Source organism: Dyadobacter sp. OTU695 (assembly GCF_038440355.1).
In the GTDB taxonomy this organism is placed as follows: domain Bacteria; phylum Bacteroidota; class Bacteroidia; order Cytophagales; family Spirosomataceae; genus Dyadobacter.
Map to the genome: position 1 here is coordinate 17,209 of NZ_JASATN010000010.1, position 25,337 is coordinate 42,545.

20 protein-coding genes are annotated in these 25,337 nt (G+C 49.4%); 11 read left to right on the top strand and 9 right to left on the bottom strand.

Features of this window, described 5'->3' with window-relative positions; all coding sequences use genetic code 11:
• The 6 genes from AAHB90_RS18620 to dctA all read right to left on the bottom strand — a co-directional run bounded on the left by AAHB90_RS18620 (window position 1) and on the right by dctA (window position 6,049).
• Window positions 1-948 carry a glycosyltransferase gene (locus AAHB90_RS18620; RefSeq protein ID WP_342086709.1) on the bottom strand — a complete coding sequence of 316 codons (948 nt, stop codon included), beginning with the start codon at window positions 946-948 and terminating at the stop codon, window positions 1-3.
• Window positions 949-1,002: 54 nt separating this feature from the next.
• On the bottom strand, window positions 1,003-2,079 hold the full coding sequence (locus AAHB90_RS18625) for an NAD-dependent epimerase/dehydratase family protein (protein ID WP_342086710.1): 1,077 nt from the start codon (window positions 2,077-2,079) through the stop codon (window positions 1,003-1,005).
• A gap of 239 nt (window positions 2,080-2,318) precedes the next feature.
• A complete protein-coding gene (locus AAHB90_RS18630) occupies window positions 2,319-2,573 on the bottom strand; it encodes a hypothetical protein (RefSeq protein ID WP_342086711.1) in 255 nt (84 codons plus the stop codon).
• A 77-nt stretch (window positions 2,574-2,650) separates the two neighbouring features.
• Entirely contained in the window at window positions 2,651-4,384 is a 1,734-nt protein-coding gene (locus AAHB90_RS18635) for a M3 family oligoendopeptidase (protein WP_342086712.1), read from the bottom strand.
• A 183-nt stretch (window positions 4,385-4,567) separates the two neighbouring features.
• A complete protein-coding gene (locus AAHB90_RS18640; RefSeq protein ID WP_342086713.1) occupies window positions 4,568-4,735 on the bottom strand; it encodes a DUF433 domain-containing protein in 168 nt (55 codons plus the stop codon).
• A 42-nt stretch (window positions 4,736-4,777) separates the two neighbouring features.
• Window positions 4,778-6,049: a C4-dicarboxylate transporter DctA gene (dctA, locus tag AAHB90_RS18645; protein ID WP_342086714.1), complete on the bottom strand. Its 1,272-nt coding sequence runs from the start codon at window positions 6,047-6,049 to the stop codon at window positions 4,778-4,780.
• A 223-nt stretch (window positions 6,050-6,272) separates the two neighbouring features.
• Between dctA and AAHB90_RS18650 the strand changes: the two genes are divergently transcribed.
• From AAHB90_RS18650 to AAHB90_RS18680, 7 genes are all read left to right on the top strand, one after another.
• Window positions 6,273-6,620 carry a DUF6686 family protein gene (locus AAHB90_RS18650; RefSeq protein WP_342086715.1) on the top strand — a complete coding sequence of 116 codons (348 nt, stop codon included), beginning with the start codon at window positions 6,273-6,275 and terminating at the stop codon, window positions 6,618-6,620.
• A gap of 94 nt (window positions 6,621-6,714) precedes the next feature.
• Window positions 6,715-7,461, top strand: coding sequence for a heme/hemin ABC transporter substrate-binding protein (locus tag AAHB90_RS18655; RefSeq protein WP_342086716.1), 747 nt, complete (start codon window positions 6,715-6,717; stop codon window positions 7,459-7,461).
• Between the two features lie 6 nt (window positions 7,462-7,467).
• Window positions 7,468-8,574, top strand: a complete 1,107-nt coding sequence (locus tag AAHB90_RS18660) for a FecCD family ABC transporter permease (RefSeq protein ID WP_342086717.1) — start codon at window positions 7,468-7,470, stop codon at window positions 8,572-8,574.
• Window positions 8,571-9,365: a heme ABC transporter ATP-binding protein gene (locus AAHB90_RS18665; RefSeq protein WP_342086718.1), complete on the top strand. Its 795-nt coding sequence runs from the start codon at window positions 8,571-8,573 to the stop codon at window positions 9,363-9,365. The genes AAHB90_RS18660 and AAHB90_RS18665 overlap by 4 nt, the downstream gene beginning before the upstream one ends.
• Window positions 9,366-9,394: 29 nt before the next feature.
• On the top strand, window positions 9,395-10,441 hold the full coding sequence (locus tag AAHB90_RS18670) for a hemin-degrading factor (RefSeq protein ID WP_342086719.1): 1,047 nt from the start codon (window positions 9,395-9,397) through the stop codon (window positions 10,439-10,441).
• Window positions 10,442-10,731: 290 nt separating this feature from the next.
• Window positions 10,732-13,284, top strand: coding sequence for an adenosylcobalamin-dependent ribonucleoside-diphosphate reductase (locus tag AAHB90_RS18675; RefSeq protein WP_342086720.1), 2,553 nt, complete (start codon window positions 10,732-10,734; stop codon window positions 13,282-13,284).
• Between the two features lie 144 nt (window positions 13,285-13,428).
• Window positions 13,429-13,659, top strand: a complete 231-nt coding sequence (locus AAHB90_RS18680; RefSeq protein WP_342086721.1) for a helix-turn-helix transcriptional regulator — start codon at window positions 13,429-13,431, stop codon at window positions 13,657-13,659.
• 6 nt (window positions 13,660-13,665) lie between these two features.
• Here the strand turns inward: AAHB90_RS18680 and purB are convergent, their stop codons facing one another.
• On the bottom strand, window positions 13,666-15,021 hold the full coding sequence (gene purB, locus AAHB90_RS18685) for an adenylosuccinate lyase (protein WP_342086722.1): 1,356 nt from the start codon (window positions 15,019-15,021) through the stop codon (window positions 13,666-13,668).
• A gap of 154 nt (window positions 15,022-15,175) precedes the next feature.
• Here purB and AAHB90_RS18690 point away from each other — a divergent pair, with 154 nt between their 5' ends.
• Window positions 15,176-15,916 carry an MIP/aquaporin family protein gene (locus tag AAHB90_RS18690; protein WP_342086723.1) on the top strand — a complete coding sequence of 247 codons (741 nt, stop codon included), beginning with the start codon at window positions 15,176-15,178 and terminating at the stop codon, window positions 15,914-15,916.
• A gap of 2 nt (window positions 15,917-15,918) precedes the next feature.
• Here AAHB90_RS18690 and AAHB90_RS18695 read toward each other — a convergent pair whose 3' ends face one another.
• A complete protein-coding gene (locus tag AAHB90_RS18695; protein ID WP_342086724.1) occupies window positions 15,919-21,378 on the bottom strand; it encodes an alpha-2-macroglobulin family protein in 5,460 nt (1,819 codons plus the stop codon).
• Between the two features lie 141 nt (window positions 21,379-21,519).
• Window positions 21,520-22,743, bottom strand: a complete 1,224-nt coding sequence (locus tag AAHB90_RS18700) for a 4-hydroxy-3-methylbut-2-enyl diphosphate reductase (protein WP_342086725.1) — start codon at window positions 22,741-22,743, stop codon at window positions 21,520-21,522.
• Between the two features lie 180 nt (window positions 22,744-22,923).
• Between AAHB90_RS18700 and AAHB90_RS18705 the strand changes: the two genes are divergently transcribed.
• The 3 genes from AAHB90_RS18705 to AAHB90_RS18715 all read left to right on the top strand — a co-directional run bounded on the left by AAHB90_RS18705 (window position 22,924) and on the right by AAHB90_RS18715 (window position 25,334).
• The gene (locus AAHB90_RS18705) at window positions 22,924-23,487 is read left to right on the top strand and encodes an RNA polymerase sigma factor (RefSeq protein ID WP_342086726.1); all 564 of its coding nucleotides are present in this window, start codon (window positions 22,924-22,926) and stop codon (window positions 23,485-23,487) included.
• Between the two features lie 214 nt (window positions 23,488-23,701).
• Window positions 23,702-24,310, top strand: a complete 609-nt coding sequence (locus AAHB90_RS18710; RefSeq protein WP_342086727.1) for a hypothetical protein — start codon at window positions 23,702-23,704, stop codon at window positions 24,308-24,310.
• The gene (locus AAHB90_RS18715) at window positions 24,270-25,334 is read left to right on the top strand and encodes a hypothetical protein (RefSeq protein ID WP_342086728.1); all 1,065 of its coding nucleotides are present in this window, start codon (window positions 24,270-24,272) and stop codon (window positions 25,332-25,334) included. The genes AAHB90_RS18710 and AAHB90_RS18715 overlap by 41 nt, the downstream gene beginning before the upstream one ends.
• The last annotated feature ends 3 nt before the right edge of the window (window positions 25,335-25,337 follow it).

A 25,337-nucleotide genomic window follows, 5' to 3' on the forward strand; every position in this document is an offset into this window, starting at 1 on the left:
CTAGCTAAAAGACTCTACTTTCTCGACAAAATCGCGGTAATGCACGGCGGGGATGAAATGCTGCTGCGAGCGGTACTGCAGCACCATGAACACGAGAAATAGCGAAATCAGAAATGACTGCAGCATGAGGATCATCAGCGTGCTCCCTAGCGTAGACGCCCACCCGGGCGTCGCATTGCCGATCAGTTTCAGGAAAAGAATGAAGAATATGAACGCAATAGCGATACCCGACATGAATATCGAAAATATCAGGATACGGACCGCCGTGGTATCAACCATCACCGAAATAGCACTCAAACCATGCAATACCAGCGAAACGAAATTCATTTTACTCTCTCCCGCAAGCCTCTTGGCGCGGTTAGTGAGCACAGAATCGTAAGGAATCCGCGATTTGATAATGCCTCCGGGGTAGTTGTTCCAGATTTCGGAAACGCGTACCAGGTTTTGCAAACGGCTCTGAGGCACAAGGCTGAAATTCCCGAAAGTAATCACCTTGCCCGTCAGCAGTTTGAAAACATATTTGTAAATCACATAAAAGGACCGGAATAAAATGCCTTCGGTGCGTTTGTTGCGCTCCGCGAAGATAATCTTGCCAGGTTCCTGGACCGACTTTGCTGCCAGCTTATTAATGTCACCCGGCGCATCCTCTCCGTCCGCGTCCATCACGATCACCTTGTCGGTCTGCATGTGTTCCGCCGCATACGACAGCCCGATCGCAATCGCCTTCTGGTGCCCGAGGTTGCGGTAAAGCCGCAATACTTTCAGCTCTTTTCCGCCAAAAACAGCAAACGGCTCGGTTCTCAGCCGGGAAGAGCAGTCGTCCACGATGAGCAACGTGGTATTTTGAAGGATCGGAGTTTCTAAATCCGCGTTAATCTTTTCTATCAGCAGATTCAGCGCCTCCCAGTCATTGAATTGGGGTATAATAATGACGTAATTTTCTGGCATGGGAGAGAGTTACGAAAGCCTCCGGAAGTTGATTCCGGAGGCTTTGAATGTGATTTAAACCGTTTTTACGCCAAGTCGGGACGAGATTCCGTCGTGGATCTGCGTGAGCGTTTCCGTCAGGCCGTACTCCCAGTTCCAGTCCGGGTAATGCGACTTGAATTTCGAAAGGTCGCTTACATACCAGATATGGTCACCGATGCGGTTGGTTTCCGAATAAGAGTAAGAAAGTTTGTTTCCGGTGATCTGCTCACACAATGCGATCGCTTCGAGCATCGAGCAGTTAGCGAAACGGCCACCGCCGGCGTTGTAAACTTCGCCCGGACGCGGGTTCTGATAATAGTGCCAGAACATATTCACCAGGTCGTGGCTGTGAATATTATCGCGTACTTGTTTGCCTTTGTAACCGAAAATCGTGTAATGCGTTCCCGTAATGGCACATTTCATCAGGTAAGCAAGGAAGCCGTGCAACTGCGCGCCGGAGTGGTTGGGGCCCGTAAGGCATCCTCCGCGGAAAACAGCCGTTTTCATCCCGAAATAGCGGCCATATTCCTGCACCATAATGTCGGCAGCAACTTTGGAAGCTCCGAAAATAGAGTGTTTAGTATGGTCGATGCTGTGGCTTTCGTCAATACCGTTTTCGAAATACGGGTGGTTCTCGTCGATTTCCCAGCGGGTTTCGAGCTCTACCAGTGGCAGATAGTTCGGATTATCCCCGTAAACCTTGTTGGTAGAAGTGAAAATAAACACTGCCTCGGGTGCGTGCAAGCGGGTCATTTCCAGCATATTCAATGTACCAACCGCATTCACGCCGAAGTCGGTGAACGGCTCGCGTGCTGCCCAGTCGTGGCTTGGCTGCGCTGCCGCGTGAACGATCATTTTAATGTCCGTTCCGTACTCCTTGAAAATGGGTTCGAGCTGGCTCACCTCCCGAATGTCCGCCGAATAGTGTTTATAGTTGCCAAACGCCTCCTCGATACGGTTCCGGTTCCATTCGGTATTTCCGTCCGCGCCGAAGAAGTATTGACGAAGGTTATTATCGACTCCGATGACCAGATCAAACTTGTCAGCCAAAAAAGCAACCGATTCACTTCCAATTAGTCCGGCAGAGCCGGTGACCAAAGCTATGTTCATGTTTTGAATACTTTTTAATCGCTTATTCTTTCTAAAAATTTGGCTTTGCCTTGCCTCGAATACGTAAAGTAAATTAAAAATGTTCAATCGTCACAACTTCACTTAGCCAATGGGCAGAATCCAGAAGGATAATACGCGCAACCCGATATTAAAATTGTTCAATAACGGGAAAAATGGCGCAAAAAAAAGATATCCCCATTTCGCGGGGATATCTCGTATATTTTCTCAATGAATGGTTGCTATTCTTTTACCAGAGAACTAGGAATTTTACCACCGTAAAGTTTCGCACGGATGTCGTTCACACGGCTATCCAGCTCAGGCTTCGCGTCGTATTTGAATGACATCTGACGTGGCAGGGAATCAGGACTTACGCCGTACACCCACTCATTACCGGCATTCACATCTTTCTGGTCCTTGTGGTTATACTTTTGGTATTCACAAGAAGAAAGAAGCACCACACACGCAACAAAAGCAACTATTTTATTGAATTTCATTTCTTTGATCGTTCATAGTATTGTGCGCAAAAATAGCCGCCAATTTCATAACCACCAAATTGCGGGCAGCTGAAATATTATTTTTTTAATTCGGCCAGTTCATCTCTTACAAACTGCATCAGGTCAGCGATATGCCGCTCCGAGAAATCGAACGGAATATTGGCCGCCTGGTAAATTTCGCCGATGGTAGCGGTATAGCCAAGCTTCAGCGCGTCCAGGTAACCTTTCAGCCCTTTTGCGGGGTCCTGCCGGTAATTTTTCCAAACACCGATCGCCCCGAGCTGTGCGATACCGTATTCAATATAGTAGAATGGCACTTCGTAAATGTGCAACTGGCGCTGCCACAGGTACTTTTTGAAATTTTCCAATCCCGACCAGTCCATCACCGTGTCTGTAAACTCCTCATAAATGCGCACCCAAGCCTCTGTACGCTGCTCCGGCGTATGCTGCGGGTTTTCGTACATCCAGTGCTGGAACTTATCCACCGTCGCTACCCAGGGAAGGGTTTCGATGATCGATTCCAGATGGGTGATCTTGGCGCGTTTCAGATCTTCCTCATTCTCAAAAAACTCATCCCAAAAATCCATCGTGATCAGTTCCATCGACATAGAGGCCAGTTCCGCCACTTCCGAAGGCGTATGCTTGAAGGAATTCAACGCCAGGTCGCGCGTTACGAGCGAGTGTACCGCATGCCCGCCCTCATGCAGGAGCGTGACCATATCGCGCAGGTTCGAAGTTGCATTCATAAAAATGAACGGCACGCCGATCTCGTCGAGCGGGTAATTATAGCCGCCCGGTGCCTTGCCTTTCCGCGATTCCAGGTCGAGATGCTTCATCGTTTTCATGATACGCAAGCAATCGCCCAGGAACGGATCGAGCCGCGAGAAAGCGCGGATCGTCTTGTCGAGCAGTTCTTCACCGGTTTCAAACGGCTTCAACGGCGCTAATCCTTTGGGATCAACCTTCGTATCCCAGGGGCGGAGCTCATCCACCTGCAATGCGGCTTTCCGCTCTGCCGCCATCTCATTCAAAATAGGCACAACCGCCTTTTTCACCGAGCCATGGAAGTTGAAACAATCCTGCGGGGTATAGTCGAAACGCCCCATTGCCGCGAACATATAATCGCGGTAGTTGCTGAAACCGGCATTGCGGCCGACTGTATCGCGCAGGGCAACGAGCTTGTTCAGCAGGTCGTCGAGCTTGTCGTGATCTTCGTAACGGCGTCCGCTGATCGCTCGCCAGGCCTCCTCTCGCACAGCACGGTCGGTCGATTGCAGCCGGTCGGCGGCGCGCTGCAAGGTCATTTCTTCACCATCGAGCGTAACGGTCATCGCACCCGCGATGGCACCGTATTTGCGCTCTTCGGTCTGCATTTCGGTAATGACCGGGATGTTTTCATCACGGAAAATCTCGATCGCCTTCTTCATGCCGCGCAAGGTGATCGCGAAGCCTGGCTCGGTCAGTTCGCCGAGGAACGGATTATCCACGATTTTCTTGTCGAGCGCATTGCCGTATTCCGCCAGTTTCGGCTGGATTTCCGTGATAAAGAATTGCAATGCATTGATCAGGCCGGTATTGGCCGTATCGCATGTCTGCCGGATGTAACGCCACGCAAAATTTTCCGAGAGGTAAGATTCGATCTCGCTGCGGTCCGAGAACCATTGTTTTAGATCTTCCAGCGAGTTAATCTCCCTGTTTTTCAAATTTTCGAAGAAAGGCTGAACATCATCCCATTTCTTTAAATCAAATTCTTCGCCAATAAAAGGCCGTTTCGAGCGGCTCGGTATATGAAGTGTTTTCTGATTGGACATATAAAAGGTACTTTGTTAAAAACTCAAATGTAAAAACGACCGCCTTGCTCACCAAGAAGATCACAAAAATGGTTTCGAGCGAATCTTGGGGAACTATGAGTCTATTTTCATCGGCGAGGATCATCGCGCCGTTTCCAGATTCTCTTCGTTAGCAATCACTTCCGCGGCGTACTGCAATACAGCCTATATGGATTCGGCACTCAATTCAGGATACATTCTCATTAAATCTGAATGCGTAGCACCTTCTCCCAATTTCCTCAAAATAAGCTCAACCGTAAGCCGGGTTCCTTTAATTACCGGTTTGCCGAGCATAACCTTATGGTCAGACGTTATAAAATCCCTGTATGTCATAGCATCGATTTTCAAGCTGAGAAAACTAAAATACGATTTGCCCTACAATTTCGTCTGTTCCGGCTGCGTCACATCACTCAAATTATCCGTCACCACATTCTCAGTCTCCTGAATATTATTGAATGCATATTCCATTTTGCTGCGATCGAATTCCTTTTCGTTGTTCGCGAGCCAGATCGTGGCGACGCCGTTACCGATGAAATTGGTGATCGCGCGGGCTTCGGACATGAAACGGTCCACGCCTAGAAGAAGTGCCAGTCCTTCGACAGGGATTACTTTGATGGCCGTCAGTGTCGAAGCCAGTACTACAAAACCGCTGCCCGTCACACCGGCGGCGCCTTTGGAAGTGACCATCAGTATGCCGATCAGCGAAAATATCTGGCCCATATTCAAATGCACATTGAAAACCTGCGCGAGAAAGATGGTCGCCATCGAAAGATAAATGGTCGTGCCGTCGAGATTGAACGAATATCCCGCGGGTACCACAAGCCCCACTACCGGTTTCGAGCAGCCCATTCGCTGTAACTTATCCATTAGTGACGGTAACCCTGCTTCGGAAGAGGAAGTACCGAGCACGATCAGCAGTTCTTCGCGGATATATTTCAAAAAGCGCCACAGACTTATCTTGTAGGTCCGCAAAATCAACCCTAAAACCCCGAAAATGAAAACTGCCATCGTCGCATACACGGTGCCCATCAGCTTGGCGAGCGGCAGCAGCGTGTCGATACCATATTTGCCAATGGTAAAAGCCATTCCGCCAAATGCGCCGATAGGAGCAAAAATCATGACCAAATGCAGGGCCTTGAAGACATATTTTGACACAAAATTCAACCCATCTACCACGCGCTGCTTGGTTTCAATGCGGCTCAGTACCGAGCCGAATACAAGCGCAAATAGCAATACCTGCAGCGTCACATTATCCAGGAAGAATTGCAGCCAGCTGAAATCGTGCGCTTTACCCGCGTATTTGGAAATATCCCCTTTTTGAAGGGAATCGGTAACGACGCCGTCGCCGGGACGGATGATGTTGGCGACGATTATACCCACAACAAGCGCAAGGGTGGTCACCACCTCGAAATAAAGCAATGCTTTGGCCCCCACCTTACCCACTTTCTTCAAATCGCCCATCCCAACGATTCCCAGCGTGATGGTCAGGAAGATGATCGGGTTGATAAAAAGCTTTACTACCGAAATGAACCCTTCACCAAGGAATTTCATTTCAACTGCCTTCTCGGGCAAATAATGGCCGAGCAACGCACCGGCGGTGATGGCCGTCAGGACCCAGAAGGTCAGATTGGTTACAAGCTTTTTCAACAGCGTTCAGGATAGGAATGAAACAGTTCGTAGCGGATGTTGCCCATTGTCGGTCGGGCAATCTATCAATTTACAATAATAAGAAGTCTGCCAGACGATTCCGGGAAGGCAGAAGTAAATTTTTCTTATCTATTTATACTTGGTCTAAATTAATACCATATATTTGCCTCAGACAAATGGTGGAATTCAGGAAAGCATTAACATCCACGATCATTAAGAGGCTATGCAGGACGATTCGCATTCATACAATTCGCTACGGATTTTGAGCCACACGGCCAAGGGCTACATCGGGCAGTGTAACTGCTGTACGCATTTCAATTTCGCTTATGGCAATGTGCTTTTCGTGTTCACTGAGGATGGTTTGAGGGGTTTTCAATCCGTTTTGTATGATCAATACCACATGCAGGACCTCGGCGAAGCACTCCCGAACGGCAAAACCCATTTGTTACCATCGCCCATTCCGAACTTCATGCTCTCTTTCAACGACACCGAATTAGAGGAGATCAGGACCCTGTTCCAGGAAGCGCTGCTGGTTTTGGAAGTGGATAAAATATTTTCGGATAAAAAGTAAAAAAACTGAAATGCACCCGGTTACGAGATTTTTTACTGGCGTAATACTAATACTGTCCACTGCTAATTTTGGATTTGCCAAAACCCTCCGGATCGTGTCGGCGAATGGGACATTGAGTGAAATCCTCGTCGGGCTTGGTCTGGAAAAACAGATCGTGGGCGTGGATGTGACCAGTACCTACCCTGCTTCCCTTGAAAAACTCCCGAAAATAGGGCATAACCGCAGCATTGCCGCCGAGGGTATCCTTGCATTGAACCCCGATGTGATCGTTTATACCGACCAAAGTATGCTTTCGCCGGCTGTTGTGAAGCAACTCGGCAGCAGCGGCAAAAAACTGGTCGCATTCAAGCACGAATATTCCAGAGAGGGCGCTATCAAGCTTATTCGCGAGGTAGGGGCCTATTTCAACGCCAATATACAGGCAGAAAAAATGGTCAAGGCTTTACAGGCTGATCTTGCGAAAATCGCCGTACCGGCCAGTCCGAAAAAATTACTCTTCATCTACGCACGCGGCACGGGCACATTAATGGTTTCTGGCACAGGCACCTCGCTGGATAAAATGTTCGCATTGTCCGGCCACAAAAATGCGGTAAGCGGCTTCACCGATTTCAAACCACTTACGGCCGAGTCGCTGATCACCGCCAATCCGGATGTGCTCGTGCTATTTTCAAGCGGTCTCGAAAGCCTGGAAGGCATGGACGGACTGCTCAAAGTGCCGGGTGTGGCGAACACCAATGCCGGAAAAAACCGCAAGATCGTCACTATGGACGGTCAATTTCTCACCGGTTTCGGGCCACGGCTGGGTAAGGCGGCAATTGAACTCTCCCAAAAGGTAAAATAACAGGCAATGCTTACAGAAACGATAAACGAGCAGGAAACGACGACGGAAGAGACCTTCCGGAAACACATTTTGCCTTCCTCAACGGGCAAAATGGCGTGGATCCTGGGGTCGGCTCTGTTAGCTTGCGTGATTTTCTCCGCCTGCACCGGTGCATTGGCAATTTCCGTGAGCGAACTCTGGCAGATCGTCGCATTCAAACTCGGATGGATTGCCGAAACCCGGGTGGAAGAGCAGAAATCGATCGTTTTCTGGATCATCCGGCTGCCGCGGGTATGCCTCGCCGTGCTCATCGGCGCCGCGCTGGGTATTGCGGGCGCATCGTTGCAGGGGCTTTTCCGCAACCCCATTGCCGACGCTACGCTCATTGGCGTTACTTCCGGCGCATCGCTTTTCGCCGTTTTCGTCATTATGCTCAACGTTAAATATTTCGGAATGCTGAACGAACTCGCCGGTGCGTACAGCATTTCCTTTGTCGCCTTCCTCGGGGCAGCCTGCACCACATTATTGGTGTATCAGCTATCCAAAGTCACCGGGGAAGGCGGCGTGACCACATTACTGCTCTGCGGGATCGCGATCAATGCATTTGTGGGAGCTATGACGGGCCTGATGACCTATCTGGCCGACGACGCGCAGCTTCGCAGCATTACATTCTGGAACCTGGGCAGTCTCGGCGGGGCTAGCTGGACGTCGGTTATGGCCGTGGGGCCATTCGTAGCCATTTCGCTTGTCTTCATGCCCTACCTTTCCAAAGCGCTCAACCTGCTCGTGCTCGGCGAAAGTCAGGCGGCTAGTCTCGGCGTGAATATGAAATCGTTGAAACAAAAAGTCATTATCCTCGCAACCATGGGCGTAGGCGCTTCTGTGGCTGTTGCGGGGACAATCGGCTTTGTAGGACTTGTAGTACCACACATGATACGCACCTTGTTCGGGCCAAATCACCGGACACTGATCATCGGATCGGCACTTTCGGGAGCCATCGTACTTACATTAGCCGACACCCTCTCCCGCACCATCGTAGCGCCGTCGGAACTTCCCATCGGCATCCTTACGGCCATGCTCGGCACGCCGTTCTTCATTTATATTTTGTGGGAACAAAAACGGAAACGGCTATGATGGAGGTACGCAATGCCGGTTTTGAGGTAAAAGGCAGGAAGCTGCTGGATAACGTAAGTTTTTCGGTCAAACCTGGCGAATTCTGGGCTGTCGTGGGCGCCAATGGAGCCGGCAAATCCACATTGATCAAACTACTTTCTGCGGAACAGACCCCCACTTCCGGCTCGGTACATTTCCATGACCGCGACCTCCGCAACTACAAACTGAAAGAACTGGCCAAAAAACGGGCGGTATTATCGCAGCAAAACAATATTACGCTCTCGTTTACCTCGCAGGAAATCGCACTGATGGGCCGCTACCCGTTTTACGACGCCGACCCCACGCAGCGGGACCTTGCGATCGTCGATAGGTGTCTGAAAAAGGTCGGTATCGCCCATTTGAAAAGTCGTCTTTACCCGACCCTATCCGGCGGCGAGCAACAGCGCGTACAGCTGGCAAGAGCGCTCGCCCAGGTGTGGGAAATTGAAAACGGGCTCCTGCTGCTGGACGAACCCACTACGGGAATGGATCTTTTGCACCAGTACGAGACATTTCAGCTGGCGAAAGAACTTACCGGTAAAAATTTCGCGGTAATCGCCGTGATACACGATCTGAACCAGGCATTGCAATATGCCGACCGTGTCCTGATGCTCAAAAACGGATGCATACATGCCATCGGGGCGCCTGAAAGCGTGCTCACCGAACGGGCTATCCAGGAAGCTTTCGGATTGCCCGTGCAAATTGTCCAGCCGGAAACGATGCCTTACCCGGTAATTGTGCCGAACGTAGCCCCTGTTTACGAAATACCCTGATTTATAAACTATCAAAATACCTGCAAGATATGAAGGCAACCCTTTCACCCGAAAGAACTGAATTGAAAGAACGCTGGGCTGAATACAAGCTGGCCAACCCCAAAACGCGCATCCGCGACGCCGCCAAAGCGCTCGACACGTCGGAAGCCGAGCTCCTTGCTACCGGCCTGGGGGAAAATGTGCAGCTCCTCGACGGCGATTTCAGGGAGCTGATCAAAGAAGTCGGCTCGCTTGGGCACGTGATGGCGCTTACGCGTAACGACCACGTGGTACACGAGCGCAAAGGCGTTTATGAGAAAATATCTTTCAATAACCACGTCGGGCTGGTACTCGGCGAGGATATCGACCTCCGGCTGTTCCTGGGCGACTGGAAATTCGGTTTCGCGGTTTCAGAAAACGACAGGTTCAGTCTTCAATTCTTCAACAGTTTCGGCGAGGCGGCTCATAAGATCTATCTGACCGAGAAAAGCGACAAAGGGGCCTACGACGCATTGGTTACCAAATACCTCGCCGCCGATCAGGATGTTAACCTGTTTGTGAATAAGAAAATTGAAAAGATAGCCGAACCGGAAGAACCGGCAGGCCTCGACAAAGCGGCTTTCCAGGAAGAATGGCTTGCATTAAAAGATACCCACGATTTCTTCACGCTCCTGCGCAAATACAAGCTTTCCAGAAAGCAGGCATTGCGCAATGCGCCCGAGGGTTATGCACACCGCATTAAGCCCGAAAGCATGAAACTGCTTTTCGACGCGATTTCGGAGACCGGGTTGCCGATCATGGTATTTGTTTCCAACCCAAACTGCATTCAAATCCATACCGGCCCTATCAGCAAGATATTTGTAATGGGCCCCTGGCTGAATATCATGGACCCCGAATTCAACCTGCATTTGCGGGAGGACGCGATCGACGAGGCATGGGTAGTAAGGAAGCCGACCGAGGACGGTATCGTGACGGGCATCGAGCTCATCGACAAGGATGGCGTCATGTTCAACCAGTTCTTCGGGAAACGCAAGCCCGGCATTCCCGAGCTCGCCGAATGGCCCGCGCTGATCGAACAGCATTCACTGCCTTATTGATCCGGAAAGCATTTATACCAAACGACTTTAAGATTAAATTTCGCCATAGTAATTTAAAAATTGCCGGTCTCGAATGAGCCGGTTTTTTTTGTAATAAATTTAAAGATTTACTTTTTCATTAAAAACAAAATTTGCAAACTTTTTAAAAATTAATAAAATACAATTGACTGAAAAACAGTATTTTATATTTCTACATTTGTAAACTTTTTACATATAAATTTTTCATTTAGAATCAAAAATATGTATTTTTGATATCCTCAACTTCTTCAAAAAAGTCTAGACACCAGCTAATGGAAACCATAAAATCTTCACAATCAGAGAGAACCTATACTGCCGACGAAGCCTTTCAGGCCTCACTGGAGTATTTCAAAGGCGACGACCTTGCCGCAAGGGTTTGGGTTAATAAATATGCCTTGAAAGACTCTTTCGGAGCGATCTATGAAGCGACTCCGGACGATATGCACCGCCGCATTGCCTCGGAAATAGCACGCATCGAACAGCGCTATCCGAATCCGATGAGCGAAACGGAAATATTCGACCTGATCAGGGATTTTAAATACATTATTCCGCAAGGCAGCCCGATGACGGGCATCGGCAACCCCTATCAGATCGCGTCTCTTTCCAACTGCTTCGTGATCGGCAATAACGGCGCATCGGATTCCTATGGCGGCATTATGAAAATCGACCAGGAACAGGTGCAGCTGATGAAACGGCGTGGGGGCGTAGGTCACGACCTGTCGCATATCCGGCCGAAAGGCTCGCCCGTAAAAAACTCCGCGCTTACTTCCACCGGCATTGTGCCGTTCATGGAGCGCTTCTCCAATTCCACCCGTGAGGTGGCGCAGGACGGTCGCAGGGGTGCATTAATGCTCTCGGTAGCGATCAAACACCCCGATTCAGAGGATTTCATCGATGCCAAAATGGAGCAGGGCAAGGTTACCGGCGCGAATGTTTCGGTACGGATCGATGATGAATTTATGAAAGCTGTCGATGCGGGCACTTCTTATCGCCAGCAATATCCTATCAAAAGCGATAGTCCGTCGCATATTAAGGACATCGACGCCACTGCGCTCTGGAAGAAGATTGTGCACAATGCATGGCAATCGGCCGAGCCGGGTATCCTGTTCTGGGATACCATTACCCGCGAATCTGTCCCCGATTGCTACGCCGACCTGGGTTACGAGACCATTTCGACCAATCCTTGCGGTGAAATACCGCTTTGTGCTTACGATTCGTGTCGTTTGCTGGCTATTAACTTGTTTTCATACGTTGAAAACCCATTTACCGGCAAGGCGAAATTCAACTGGGATTTATTCAAAAAACATATTGCGGCGGCTCAGCGCATGATGGACGACATCATCGACCTCGAACTGGAAAAGATCGATGCGATCCTGCAAAAAATCGACCAGGACCCCGAGGACGCGGAAGTAAAACGCGTGGAGCGTAACCTCTGGCTCAATATCCAGACAAAAGCCAAAGAAGGCCGGCGGACGGGCATTGGCATCACTGCCGAAGGCGATATGCTCGCCGCATTGGGCTTGCGTTACGGAAGCGACGAAGGAAATGCATTTGCAGTGGAAATCCACAAAACCGTCGCGCTGGAAGCATACCGCGGATCTGTTCATACGGCCAAAGAGAGAGGCGCATTCGCGATTTTTGATTCGGAAAGAGAGAAAAACAACCCGTTTATCCTCCGCCTGAAAGAGGCCGATGCACAACTCTACTACGAAATGCTGGAATACGGCCGCCGGAACATCGCATTGCTGACGATCGCGCCAACGGGAACAACCAGTCTTATGTCTCAAACCACCTCCGGAATCGAGCCGGTTTTTCTTCCGGTTTATAAGAGGAGAAGAAAAGTCAATCCGAACGATAAGGACGTTCGCGTGGACTTTGTGGACGAAGTAGGCGATTCATGGGAAGAATATGTGGTTTTCCACCATCGTTTCAAGCAATGGATGGAGGTAAATGGATTCGACATCGCCAAAAATTATACGCAGAAAGACCTGGATGAACTTGTCAGAAAATCGCCCTATTACAAAGCCACTTCCAACGATGTGGATTACCTCAAAAAGGTGAAAATGCAGGGCGCGATCCAGCAATGGGTCGATCACTCGATCAGCGTGACGATCAACATGCCCAATGACGTGACCGAGGAGTTGGTAGGTGAATGCTACATGGAAGCCTGGAAAGCGGGCTGCAAAGGTGTTACCGTTTACCGCGACGGCTCTCGTTCCGGCGTATTGATTTCCAATACGGAGAAAAAAGAAGAGCCTAGCGAAGGCATTCCGATGCCCTTCCCGACCGAGCGCCCGCAAACGCTCGAGGCCGACGTAGTGCGTTTTCAGAATAAAAAAGACAAATGGATTGCATTCATCGGCCTGATCGACGGTCGCCCGTATGAGATTTTCACCGGTTTTGCCGATGATGAGGACGGAATCCTGATCCCTCGCTGGGTTAATGAGGGCCTTATCATTAAAAACCGCGAAACCGATGGCAGCTCGCGTTATGATTTTCAATACAAAAATACGCGCGGTTACAAAACCACGATCGAAGGGTTGTCCTATAAATTCAACCCCGAATATTGGAATTACGCCAAACTGATTTCCAGCACATTACGCCACGGAATGCCGATTGAAAAAGTGGTAGACCTGATCAGCAGCCTCCAACTCGACGAGGCGATCAATACCTGGAAAGCCGGTGTAGCCCGTGCATTGAAACGTTATATCCCGGACGGCACCGAAGCCGCCAAGCAAAAATGCCAGAATTGCGGCTCTACCAACCTCCTTTACCAGGAAGGCTGCCTGACCTGCAAAGATTGCGGCTCGTCGAAATGCGGGTAAGTCTAATTTTGAATGACTGAATGATTGAATAGGCGTTTATTCGGTCATTCGATCATTCAGTCATTCAAAATTAATACCACTCACGTCCCTCTTACCGCCAACACCTCCCCCCGGTTCAAAGCTTTCACGCTTTAAACCGAGCATATGATTATTTCAAAACTGCTGATCGATTATCGCATGCGTAATGCGCTTACGCAGAAGCAAATGTCCGATTTACTCGGCATTTCCCAGGTAGGTTATCACAAATGGGAGACTGGCTCCACAAAAGTAGAAATGGAGCATTATTGCAGGATCGCAACGCTCTGCGAGGTTCGTTTGATAGATCTTCTCCCGCGCGAGTGGCAGGAGAAGATCAGAGAGGATCTGGGAGTTTGACTTCCCTTAAAAAGTGTCTTCAACAACGCCCAGATAGTTGAATGGGCTCAATGCGCGAAGTTCTTCCCGTATTTTTTCCGACACGTCCAGGGTTTCGATGAAACGTGAAATCGAATCGTGGGTAATTTTTTCGTTGGTGCGCGTCAGCTCTTTCAATGCCTCGTAAGGCTTCGGATAGCTTTCGCGGCGCAGGATCGTCTGGATTGCTTCTGAAACTACGGCCCAGTTTTCTTCCAGTTCCGCTTTTAAGACCTCACCGTTCAATTCAACTTTACCCAGGCCTTTCAGAAGTGAATTCAAGGCAATGGCCAAATGTGCGATAGGAACGCCGATGTTACGAAGCACAGTGGAGTCGGTAAGGTCGCGTTGGAGGCGAGAAACAGGTAATTTGGCGGCAAAGTGCTCAAACAATGCCGACGCCAACCCCAGGTTACCTTCGGAGTTTTCGAAGTCGATCGGGTTCACTTTATGCGGCATCGCCGAGGAGCCTATTTCGCCCGCTTTGATTTTCTGTTTGAAATAACCCATTGAAATGTACGTCCACATATCCCGGTTAAGGTCGGTGAGGATCGTATTGAGTCGTTTCAGGCAGTCGAAAGTAGCGGCGAGGTTATCGTAATGCTCGATCTGCGTCGTATGACGGCTTCTTTTCAAACCTAACCCTTCCACAAAATGGTGGCCGAATGCCATCCAGTCCTGTTTCGGATAAGCCACGTGGTGGGCGTTGAAGTTACCGGTAGCACCACCGAATTTCGCCGAATGTGGGATCTTGTCCAGCATTTCCAACTGACGTTCCAGACGCTCCACGAACACCAGGAACTCCTTACCTACGCGTGTAGGCGACGCAGGCTGCCCGTGCGTGAATGCGAGCATCGGCACATTCTTCCACTCGATCGACATTCTTTTCAACACAAAAAGCACCTGACGGAACAATGGCTTGATCTGCCGCTCCATCGCGTCTTTCAATGACAACGGGATTGCCGTGTTGTTGATATCCTGCGAAGTAAGGCCGAAGTGGATAAATTCCTGGTAAGATTCGATGCCCAGCTTCTCGAATTGCTCCTTGATAAAGTATTCGACAGCCTTCACATCGTGGTTGGTCACCTTTTCGATGTCCTTTATGTGCAATGCATCGGCTTCGCTGAAATCTTCATAGATCTTTCGCAGCGACGCATATTTTTTCTTGTCAAATTCTGATAGCTGTGGCAGAGGGATTTCGCAGAGTGCGATGAAATATTCGATTTCAACATACACCCGGTAATAAATCAGGGCGTATTCCGAGAAATAAGCCGAAAGTTCAGATACTTGTTTGTAATAACGGCCATCAACCGGAGAGATCGCCGTAAGCTGATTTAAAGACATGATTTTCAATACAAAAATTGATTATCAGGCAAAGTTAGCAGAATTCACCGTCCTAAAATGGTAAAACAGAAACGAAAAATTCTTTTTGGGATTGGAAACAGAAATTATAAAACTATTCGCATATTCGTTCACTAACCTTGATTATAACAAACACATGCAGCCTTCACCTTTTATTGGAGAATTAGTCGGAACTATGGTTCTAATTTTGTTAGGCAATGGCGTAGTCTCCAACGTCGTACTGAAAAAAACGAAGGGCGAGAGCAGCGGCTGGATCGTAATCACGGCAGGCTGGGCGTTTGCGGTAATGTTCGGTGTGTTCACTGCCAATGCATTTGGAAGCGCTGCGGCGCATCTTAACCCGGCGGTCACGGTAGGTTTTGCGGTACTTCAAAACGATTATAGCCTCATATCAACCTTCATTCCCGCGCAATTGATCGGCGCATTTTTGGGTGCCGTGCTGGTATGGCTGCAATATCTGCCGCATTGGAAAGCCACCGAAGACGGCGGGGCGAAACTGGCCTGTTTTTCAACCGATCCGGCCATCAGAAGCACAGGCGCTAATTTTCTAAGCGAATTTATCGCGACCATTATGCTGATCGTCGGCATTGTTGCCATCGGCTACGCAGGCACTTCGGATCCTGAAAAAGGAGGTATACCTTCCGGTGTGGCACCCTACCTGGTCGGTATGCTGGTTTGGAGCATTGGTTTGTCGCTTGGAGGCTCTACCGGCTATGCGATCAACCCTGTTCGCGACCTTGGCCCCCGTATCGCGCACGCCATATTGCCAATCCCGAACAAAGGCAGTTCCGATTGGGGCTACGGCTGGATCCCCGTTGCGGCCCCCATTGCGGGAGCCATCATCGGTGGATTAATTCTGCGCAGCTTTTCAATGTAGCCTTATTCAACTGTAATCTTTCCGCCGCCGGAATAGCTGCGGTATGCCCCCTGGTACATGGCGTCCGCGGCGGCGGGACCAACGGTGAATGTGCCTTTGGACACAATCCTTACCTGATAATAGAAGGTTTTTTCCTGGGCATCGGCCGTCGTGAAGAAATGGATGCGGTCGTCGCGGATGTCATAAAATTCCGGCACGGCCGCTTTGGTGATCCACGGCATATCCCGCGGCTCGGTAATGCGCGGGTTTTCAATTTCAAAACCTGACGGAAGCAGGTCGGTAACTACCACGTTTTCAACAGGTAGTCCGTTGGTACTCGACAACGTCAGTTTGACGACAATCAAATCATTTTGCTTGAAGGCTTGCGCCGGGGCTCCGTTGCGGGTGAGGAACTGGCGACGAATGCTGAGTCCCTGGTCTTCTTCCACATAACTGCCCGTGGTAGACATACCATCCGTCTGAGCGAACCAGTACAAATCACCTTTACCCTGCGTTTTCACGAGCAATTTCTGGTTAATAATGCCTTTTGAAATCTTGAGTTCCTTACCCGAAAACTGGCCGAGCGACTTTCCATTTACTGAAACCGATGCAGTCACCGTCGAATTGGAAGTCTTCTTAGCCAGTTTACCTAAAGCCAGCACCGCAAACGAGGCCTCCTGTGTATTCAGGTAAGCGGCCGATTGAATAGCCTGCGAAAGTTGCCGGCCCAACACCGGGATCTGCGCATTGGAAGGATCCGATTCAATCAACGTATTCAGGACAAGCGACATGTTTCGAAGCGGCGAAGAATAGCTGTTATCGGAATATTGTCCCGTGTTTTCAGTTTCATACTTCCTCGGCAGCATTGCATTGAAACTCCGTGCATCGCCGCTGAGCTGAAATGCACCCGCCAGCAGGTATTTTGAATCCAGCGTGAGCAGGTGCGGGTTTTGTTTGTAATAATTCATCGAGGCCCGGTTTGGATGGCCATTCAGAGCCAGTACATACAAGGAATAAATGGCTTCGCGGCGCGCTACGGTCTTTCTCGTTTGCGTACCAGCAGGCTGGCCCTCGTAAGCTAATCCATTGTTGGTGCTCGCTGTCACAACTTCCCGGTTAGCAGTGGTACCACTTTGGGCAGTCAGATATTCCACAGCGCGGCTGAGCGTCTTCGTATTTACCTCAAAGCCGGCCCTGCGTGCTTCTTCGAGGAAATGGACGGCATAGGCAGTCGCCCACCAATCTTCCTGCGTGGCGCCGGGCCACATGCCCATTCCACCGTTGAAAAGCTGCTGGGATTCTACTTTGCGGATCGCTTGCTGCACATTCGTCATCGGGCTGAAATCGCTTTCTCCGCTTTTGACCGTGTAAACCGGCGCTGCCATGGCCTTGGTAAGGTCGGCGAAGTAGATCTGCGGGAATGCTTTTGAAACCGTTTGTTCCAGACAGCCATAAGGATAGCCGAGCAAAGCAGCTAATGCCTTTCCACCTCCTTGCACGAGCGGCGAGCGGCTCAAAACAACCTGGCTGCTACTGGTCGCAGGAATGAACGACGATCTCAGGTCAATCTGGCCTTGCTTATCGCCGGCAATCAGGCCTGATGCGCTTGTTTTCAACAGCGGCGATGCAGGACGGACCGTAATTTCAGTCTGATTGATAAATGTTTCTTTAAATGCATTCACTTTCACAACCACCTTACCGATACCGATGGCGGTCGCGGCTTTCACTGCGAAGACCGCACGGCTTTCTTTACCAGCGGGAATTGTGATGTTCTGCGTAACTGGCGCAGCACCAGCGGCCAGCGGGCCGGAAAGCTGCACAGAAACCGTCGCGGTAGTCGATTTCGCTTCGGTGTTACTAATATTAACCGGCAACACCAGCTCATCACCCGGGCTCAGGAAGCGCGGCAAACCGGCACTGATCACGATCGGATCGGCCACTTTCATATTTTTCGTTGCCGAGCCGAATGCATTATCCTTGTAGGCCACGGCCATAATGCGCAAATCTCCGCTGAATTGAGGGATATTGACGTCGAAAATTGCTTCGCCACTGCCATTGGCTTTGAGTTGGCCGCTCCAAAACGATACCAGTTCCGTACGACCGTTGCTCAGCGGGTTAATGCGTCTTTCCAGGTCATAACCATCGCCGCCAGAGCTGGACGTTCCTGAAATCGTCAGTTCCGGAAAGAGCTGGGCGTACAAATCATGACTGGAAACTTCCAATGCACGTTTCTGGTAAAAATGCCCGTGAATATCCGGCGTTTTTGTATTCTTGATCTGCAAAATACCCTCGTCCACCACGGCAAGTGTTAGCTCTGCATTGGGTTCGGTTTTGATCCGGATCTGCTGCTTCATTTTCGATCTCGACTTTTCCACCGCAGTAATGGCAACCGGCAACTTGCGATCCGGATCCTCGACTATAACCGGCTGGAAACCATGCGCCACCGTCAAAGGCATGTCCGACGAATCGAGCGGCCGGATTAGCGTTCCGGTTATGAAAACGTTGGGCAAATGCTCTTCCTTAATTTTAAATGTCAGTTCGGCCGCCTTTTTCTCGGTCGTAAGAATATGCTGTTCGAGGACATTATTGCGCTCGACGGTTACGAGTAACCTGCCATCGAACGGCGTTTTGAACAACACCTTTGCCGATTCACCGGTTTTGTACCGGTCTTTGTCGGTTTCCATCAGCACCCTGCCCTCATTGCTCACTTCGAACGACGAATATTGGGTATAACCGTAGCCGTAAGCATAGAAATTGGCCAGTGTATAATGGGCGGCACCCGGGCGCCGCACCCGAACCTCATATTCGCCCGAAACCGTTGGTACATAGCGGAATGTACCTTTTCCACCCGAAAGTGTCAGTTTGCTGGAGTATACCAGCTTTTCGTGTTTGCGGGATGTGTATTGCAAACGGTCATATTTTTTCTCCACAACCGTCTGATATTCCAATCGCACTACCTCGATGCTGGCAGTTGCACCATTCTGCAACGCGCCATTTTTACTAACACCCACAATGTCAACGGGTACAGGCGCATTGGTACCCACGTACGCATCGGGCAGGCGAATACCGTAAAATACCGGCTGGGTGTACACGTCAAAGCGCTGTAACCTGTTGACCGGCCTGCCATTTTCATCGAAAACGGTAACGTAAATCTTACCTTCCAGCACGCCGATATCCTGCAAGCCAGAGAGTAACGTAAATTGTTCATTCGCTTGACCTTGTTCGTTGGTAGTGCCCTGGCGGCTGTCGCGCTCAAAAGTCGTTTCGGCAGGAATATCAAATGTGTAATCCGGAAAGCCTTTGGTAGAAAATCCCTTTCGCTGCAACTGGAAATCCATTTCGTACGTGCGGTTGCTGGCGGGAGGACCAAACAAATTCACCGCCGTTGCCGTGAGCGAAATCTTCTGGCCCGAAACATAATCTTTGGCTGCGCCGCTGAGATCGACTTTGATGCGGTCGGGCATGAATTCCTCTACGCTCACTGCCTGCGAGCCCAGCAGGACCTCATTGGCATTATAAACTTCCAGGATATAAGTTCCTGTCAGCACGCCGGCATCCAGCGGAATTTCGGATTCTACGGCACCTTGTTCGTTCGTGGTTTTGCGCCATATTCTGAATTCACGTCCGTTCGGGGTTAACAAACGCAGTTTCAATGGCACTTTCGCGGCTGTCTTCCAATCCTGCGTACGAAGCACCGTGTTGAAATGCATCGTCTCGCCCGGGCGGTAAATGTCCCGTTGCCCATAAATAAATACCTGATAACCCGATGCATTATCCCGTACCCCCTCCACGTCGAACCGCGATGTAAGTACCTGCGTATCTTCGAGCAGCAGATAATTGAAATCATCTTCCGAACTGGCCGTGATCATCGCGATCTTAAAACCAGGCGCTTTCTCGCTTAGTTTATCGACGTGCGCGATACCCTCGCCGTCTGTTTTCAATGTGTGTACAGTCTGGTTATTCGAGCTCACGAGCGTCAATTCGAGGTCTTTGATCGGCTCATTGGTTTTAATGGAATTGGCAAAAACCCAGAGTTCGTCCTTGCCCTGCTTCGCTATCAGGCCGATATCGGAAATGGATACCAGCTTGGTGGCGCCGAGGTATGCCTCTTCTTCCGAATTCACCGCTACGAGGTATACGCCTTGCCGTTTATTATCGTCGGGCAATGCAATGTTCAATGCAGATACACCCTTGTTTTTGGATAGATTTTGGGTCTCTACCATCTTGTTTACGATCACATCGCTCAACTGGCTTTCTCGGTCGTCGCTATAATTGAAGTTGCCGGTCGGTTGCCAGTCGTCACCCACGTAGGCATAGTCGTTCCAGCGGTTGTTGTGGATATAATGCAGGATATTGTTAGCGTACAGCTTCGAAATACGCACCTGCACTTTGGGCACATTAACAATGTTCACACCGATATTTCGCGAACTTTTGGACGACAAATACAGCCCCTTTTTATTGGCAAACGAGATTGCAGCGGGCATTTTGCCAAAAAACAGGTCTCGGGAAGTTTCCTCCTCCAAAGTCTGACCAAGAATGCCTTTCAGCGACTGGTTCAGTTGCAACACATAGGTTTCAGTTTCATTAAAGCTTCCACGCAGGATAAAGCCATTCTCGGTTGGTTCTGTTTCAACCGTCGCCTCAGGATTTACCGTAAAGCTTTTCGCTATGCTTTCCTTATCGAGTTCCTGGGTTGTGATGATCCTCGCGTAACCCGCATTGTTTTCAAAGCCGGTTTTAATATCCACCACTTCCAAATGCAGGGGAGAAGGAATGCTGACCGTTTTCGAAAGTGCCTCCTGGCTGCTGTATGAAGTATTTTGGACTTTTACGCCCTTATCAATTGCGATATTGACGGGAATCTCATTGTTATCCACCTTGCCCGCATTCGCTAACGCCAGCGTCACCGATGATTCCTCCTGCGAAGGCAGTATGCGGTAATCTAACGTGCGGTTCTCGGATAATACTTTCAATTTTTCAGCCACATTCTGCGAATTGACCGGATAGTTGAAATGCAATCTCAGCCGCGCTTCCTGCCTGCCTGTTTCCTGCGACAGTGTCCACCAGCTCTCGGTTTCAACCAGCTGCAAATAAGGTGTGTGGAACGCGATAGGATCTTTGGAGATATTATACTTTTTGTCCTTATCCGTCTTTTCCGAGACCAGATCCGTCAGTTGCGCCTTGTAGGACGTAGCAGCTCCGAACCCTGCAACAGGCGAAAAGACAAGCTCGTTGGGTGCAGTCCATTTGAATTTCCCACGAACCGCAGGCTCGAAAGTCACATATTGTGTAGAATCCCAGCTATTGAGCTCGGCCGTCGAAACGAGGTCCTTGTTGAAGGTAAACACCAGGTTCTGCGATTGCCCCACCTCCTCCGTGAAGTTGGTACCCGCGACGCGGATTTCATTGAAAGAAGAGCAGCTGCTAAAAAACCAGACAAAAAAAAGGAGGCAAAAAGAACACAGGATGGCTGTCTTTTTCATAGGAAAGAAGATATAAAAAACGGACGATTTTTAGGATCAAAAACCATCCGCCTAAATTAGACTTTATAAGTTAATTCGCTTTAAATAACCTCTTTCAAATGATTCAACGGTGCCTCTGTCAGATTTAGCGGCAAACTACCGTCAGAAAACCTTCATCACTTCTTCGATCGGTTTTGCCTCTTCGAAAAACGAAAGCAGCCGTACGAGAATCCCTTCCACCACTGCGTCCGGGCAGGATGCACCGCACGTGAGCATGATACGTACGGGAGTTTTATCCGGAATGTAGTTTTCAGTGACCGTTTCTTCCTTTTTATGCAGATCGAAATGGCGGATCAGCTGCCGGTCAAGAATTTTATTAACCGATTCAATAAAATAGGTGGGGAACTTCTGCTCGCATAATTCGACCAAATGCGAGGTATTTGAGCTGTTGTAACCTCCCGCGACTATCACCAGATCCGCCTCGTGAGTCAGCAAAGCGTAGGTAGCATCCTGATTATCGTTCGTCGCATAGCATAATGTATCGCGTGTATTGGCAAAACGATCTTCGACCTGCTCGGGACGCAGGCCATAATGCCGGATCATCACATTTTTGAGGTAATCGGCTATGCCCTGTGTGTCGGAAGCGAGCATAGTAGTCTGGTTCACAACACCAATGCGCTGCAAGTCTTTTCCCGGATCGAAGCCTTCGGAATACTGATTTTTGAAATCCTCAAAAAACTGCGATCCAGGTCTGGCCCCCGTCATATATTCCGCCAGGATCTGCGCCTGTTTCATATTCTCGACTACCACAGTCGGCGCATTTTCCTTGCTATGAGAGAACGTAGCGCGGGTTTCCTCGTGATTGGGCTTTCCATGCACGACAATCGTGTAGTCCTTCTCTCCGATTTGGGCGGCACGGTTCCAGACTTTTTCCACAAACGGGCAGGTGGTATCGTATACGTACGCATTCACGCCCAGCTCCGAGAGTTTTTGCTGGTTTTCAACGGTTGTCCCGAACGCGGGAACGATCACAATGTCTTCGGTTGTCAATTCTTCCCAGCCAATGAGCTGATTGCCCTTGGTATCCATGATGAACCGGACGCCGCGCTCTACCAGATCACGGTTCACGTCCGGATTGTGGATCATTTCACTTAAAAGGAAGATGCGCTTACCCGGATTTTCAGCAATGGCCTTATAGGCAATATCGATCGCATTCTCCACCCCGTAGCAAAAACCGAAATGCCGGGCGATGAGGAATTGGACCGGTCCGAAGTCGAGGACCGTGGGCGAATAATCCCTTTTCAGCTTGTCGTTCTTACGGCGGAACTCCTTAATCGGCGTGATAATGCGGCTCCGGTAAAAATCGGGGATATTGAACGTTTTCATGTACTAAAATCGGTAGATTGCATCAAGGCAGCACAAAGATAATCCCGCCTTTTTCTTAGAACAACACGGTATGTCCCTTTGTTCGGTATGCACCATTTTGAAAAAATTTTTAAAATGAATGCAACATGCCGAAGAATCGCTTGTCTTTGATTCAGAACGTTCAAAATATAAACCTTCTGCTTGAAAACACAAATTTACCCCGACCGGCACGTCGAACTGGTAGAGCGTTGTAAACTCGGAGAGCGCAAAGCGCAGTACGAGCTTTATAAACATTACTCGAAAGCCATGTTCAACATCTGCATGCGGATACTGAACCATTTGGGAGAGGCTGAGGACGCTTTGCAGGAGGCTTTCGTGGATGCATTCACGAACCTCCACCAGTTCAGGCAGCAGTCTACTTTCGGGGCGTGGTTGAAGCAAATCGTGGTCAATAAGGCCATCAACCACATGCGGAGCAGGAAGGTTAAATGGGTGGAAATCGACGAATTCCACGAAACATTAGAGCAGAGCGACCGGAATGAGGATTCTTTCGGACTGGATGAGAGCGACACGACGCTCGAAATAGAAAGGGTTCGTAATGCGGTACAGAAATTGCCGGATGGTTACCGGGTGGTACTAAGCCTGTATTTGTTCGAAGGCTACGACCACGAAGAAATCGGCGAAGTGCTCGGGATCAGTGAAACGACCTCCCGGACACAATATATGCGGGCGAAGCGCAAATTGACCGAGATACTGGTACGGTAACGAAACGGTCAGGTGTAGTCAAGAAGTAGTCAAGTGTGTGGTCAGGAATAGTCAAGTGTAGCCAGGAGCAGAGAGAAACAATAAACGACAATACCTGACAACAAGTGACAACCTCTGACTAACATTGAAGATTGCGCAAAACAGGAATTACGATACTTACTTAAACTCTTACGGATTTGAGACTATTATTTACACTTGACAAGTTAATTAATCTATGAAAAATTCTTCTGATAAAAAGGATCGATTGGAGCGGTTTGTGCGTGATAACAGGGATGGATTTGATACTTTCTTACCGCAGGATTCTTTATGGAGCCAGATTGAGAGCCAGTTACATAACGAGATTCCGATAGTACCCGAGAAATCGAAAAAAAAAATCAGGCGACTGAGTAACCCCTATTTCGACTGGCGCATTGCCGCAGGGGTGTTCCTGGCGCTTGGAATCGGGTTTCTGGTTTACCTCAATAACGAATACGGCATTACCCGTGATCCGCGCGTGGCCCTGAAAGTACCCGCATATGCCCGCGAATTCAATCAATACAATGTTGCAATAGACCAAAAAAGGGAGGAGATCATCAAATTGGCCCGGAACAATCCGGAGCTGTACAAAGATTTCTCCGCTGATTTGGAAAGTCTGGAATCGAGCTATAAAAACCTCCGTTCCAACTTGTCGAACGCCCCTAACCAGGAAGCACTGCTTGAAGCAATGGTTCAGAATCTGCAATTACAGGTGGATCTGCTGAACCAACAACTGGAAATTTTGCAACGCATTAACAAAGTAAAAAATGACAACAATAAAGAAAATAGCGACGCTCCTGTTATTTAGTGTGATCGCCACACTTCCGCAGGTAGCCAGCGCAACCCTCGATCCCGACGATTCAGAACAGAACGGACTGGTAGAGAAACGAAGGAATATTGTGAAAGTGTTCGACGTCAAAAAGAGTGATGCGCTTGAAGTAGATAACCAATTTGGCCTTGTGAAAGTGAATCTGTGGGCCAAAGAAGAAATTAAGGTCGAAATTGTAGTAACCGCCAATGCCCCTTCCGACAGCCGTGCTGCAGAATACCTCAGTTCGGTGAATATCGATGAAAAGCGGATGAAAAACGTCATCAGTATCACCACCCGCATCGATCGCAGCCAATTCGGCAACAATGGCTGGAATAAGAACAAGGGCGACAAGAACTTTATCCAGATCGATTACACGATTTACATGCCAAAAGAGAATGCCCTTACGGTGCGCAACAAGTTCGGCAATACCGACATCCCCTCGTTCTATGCACCGCTCACGGTCGACTCCAAACACGGGAATTTTATGGCTACATTGCTCGAAAACCCGGATAATGTGATCGACGTGCAGTTCGGCAGTGCCAGGATCGGTAAAATGCACGGAGGAAAGCTGGACTGCCAGTACTCCAACGTGAAGGTTGACCTTGCAAAGAAGGTGATGCTGAGCAACAAGTTCGGCGAGCTGAGTATCGGCGATGTCGTCAATCTGGATGCATTGATCGATTATTCCGGCGCTAAAATCGGGACGATCCGCGGTACCGGCAAAATCAAGCTCAATTATTCGGGCAACTTCAAAATCGACGAACTGACGAATTCGGCGCAGAATGTCGACATCCAGGCGCAATACTCTTCAATAGTGCTGCCGGCAGAGGCCAACCAGTTCAATGTAAGCGTGACGTATGGGAAGTTCAGTTACCCGACCGAAAATGTAAATTTCTCGATGCAGCCCGATAAAGACGGCCGTCCCGACAAAATGAAGCATTACCAGGGCAAAATCGGCACCGGCGGGGGGACAAAGATTACCGTGACGTCAGTCTTTGGTGATGTAAAACTGAAAAATTAGGCG

What these genes read in the sequence shown, in the direction of transcription:
- AAHB90_RS18675 (WP_342086720.1), top strand. Translation starts at nt 10,732, where the DNA reads ATGGAAACCATAAAATCTTCACAATCAGAGAGAACCTATACTGCCGAC.
- AAHB90_RS18620 (WP_342086709.1), bottom strand. Translation starts at nt 948, where the DNA reads ATGCCAGAAAATTACGTCATTATTATACCCCAATTCAATGACTGGGAG.
- purB (WP_342086722.1), bottom strand. Translation starts at nt 15,021, where the DNA reads ATGTCTTTAAATCAGCTTACGGCGATCTCTCCGGTTGATGGCCGTTAT.
- AAHB90_RS18625 (WP_342086710.1), bottom strand. Translation starts at nt 2,079, where the DNA reads ATGAACATAGCTTTGGTCACCGGCTCTGCCGGACTAATTGGAAGTGAA.
- AAHB90_RS18630 (WP_342086711.1), bottom strand. Translation starts at nt 2,573, where the DNA reads ATGAAATTCAATAAAATAGTTGCTTTTGTTGCGTGTGTGGTGCTTCTT.
- AAHB90_RS18660 (WP_342086717.1), top strand. Translation starts at nt 7,468, where the DNA reads ATGCTTACAGAAACGATAAACGAGCAGGAAACGACGACGGAAGAGACC.
- AAHB90_RS18710 (WP_342086727.1), top strand. Translation starts at nt 23,702, where the DNA reads ATGAAAAATTCTTCTGATAAAAAGGATCGATTGGAGCGGTTTGTGCGT.
- AAHB90_RS18650 (WP_342086715.1), top strand. Translation starts at nt 6,273, where the DNA reads ATGCAGGACGATTCGCATTCATACAATTCGCTACGGATTTTGAGCCAC.
- AAHB90_RS18690 (WP_342086723.1), top strand. Translation starts at nt 15,176, where the DNA reads ATGCAGCCTTCACCTTTTATTGGAGAATTAGTCGGAACTATGGTTCTA.
- AAHB90_RS18695 (WP_342086724.1), bottom strand. Translation starts at nt 21,378, where the DNA reads ATGAAAAAGACAGCCATCCTGTGTTCTTTTTGCCTCCTTTTTTTTGTC.
- AAHB90_RS18670 (WP_342086719.1), top strand. Translation starts at nt 9,395, where the DNA reads ATGAAGGCAACCCTTTCACCCGAAAGAACTGAATTGAAAGAACGCTGG.
- AAHB90_RS18640 (WP_342086713.1), bottom strand. Translation starts at nt 4,735, where the DNA reads ATGACATACAGGGATTTTATAACGTCTGACCATAAGGTTATGCTCGGC.
- AAHB90_RS18665 (WP_342086718.1), top strand. Translation starts at nt 8,571, where the DNA reads ATGATGGAGGTACGCAATGCCGGTTTTGAGGTAAAAGGCAGGAAGCTG.
- AAHB90_RS18715 (WP_342086728.1), top strand. Translation starts at nt 24,270, where the DNA reads ATGACAACAATAAAGAAAATAGCGACGCTCCTGTTATTTAGTGTGATC.
- AAHB90_RS18700 (WP_342086725.1), bottom strand. Translation starts at nt 22,743, where the DNA reads ATGAAAACGTTCAATATCCCCGATTTTTACCGGAGCCGCATTATCACG.
- AAHB90_RS18680 (WP_342086721.1), top strand. Translation starts at nt 13,429, where the DNA reads ATGATTATTTCAAAACTGCTGATCGATTATCGCATGCGTAATGCGCTT.
- AAHB90_RS18635 (WP_342086712.1), bottom strand. Translation starts at nt 4,384, where the DNA reads ATGTCCAATCAGAAAACACTTCATATACCGAGCCGCTCGAAACGGCCT.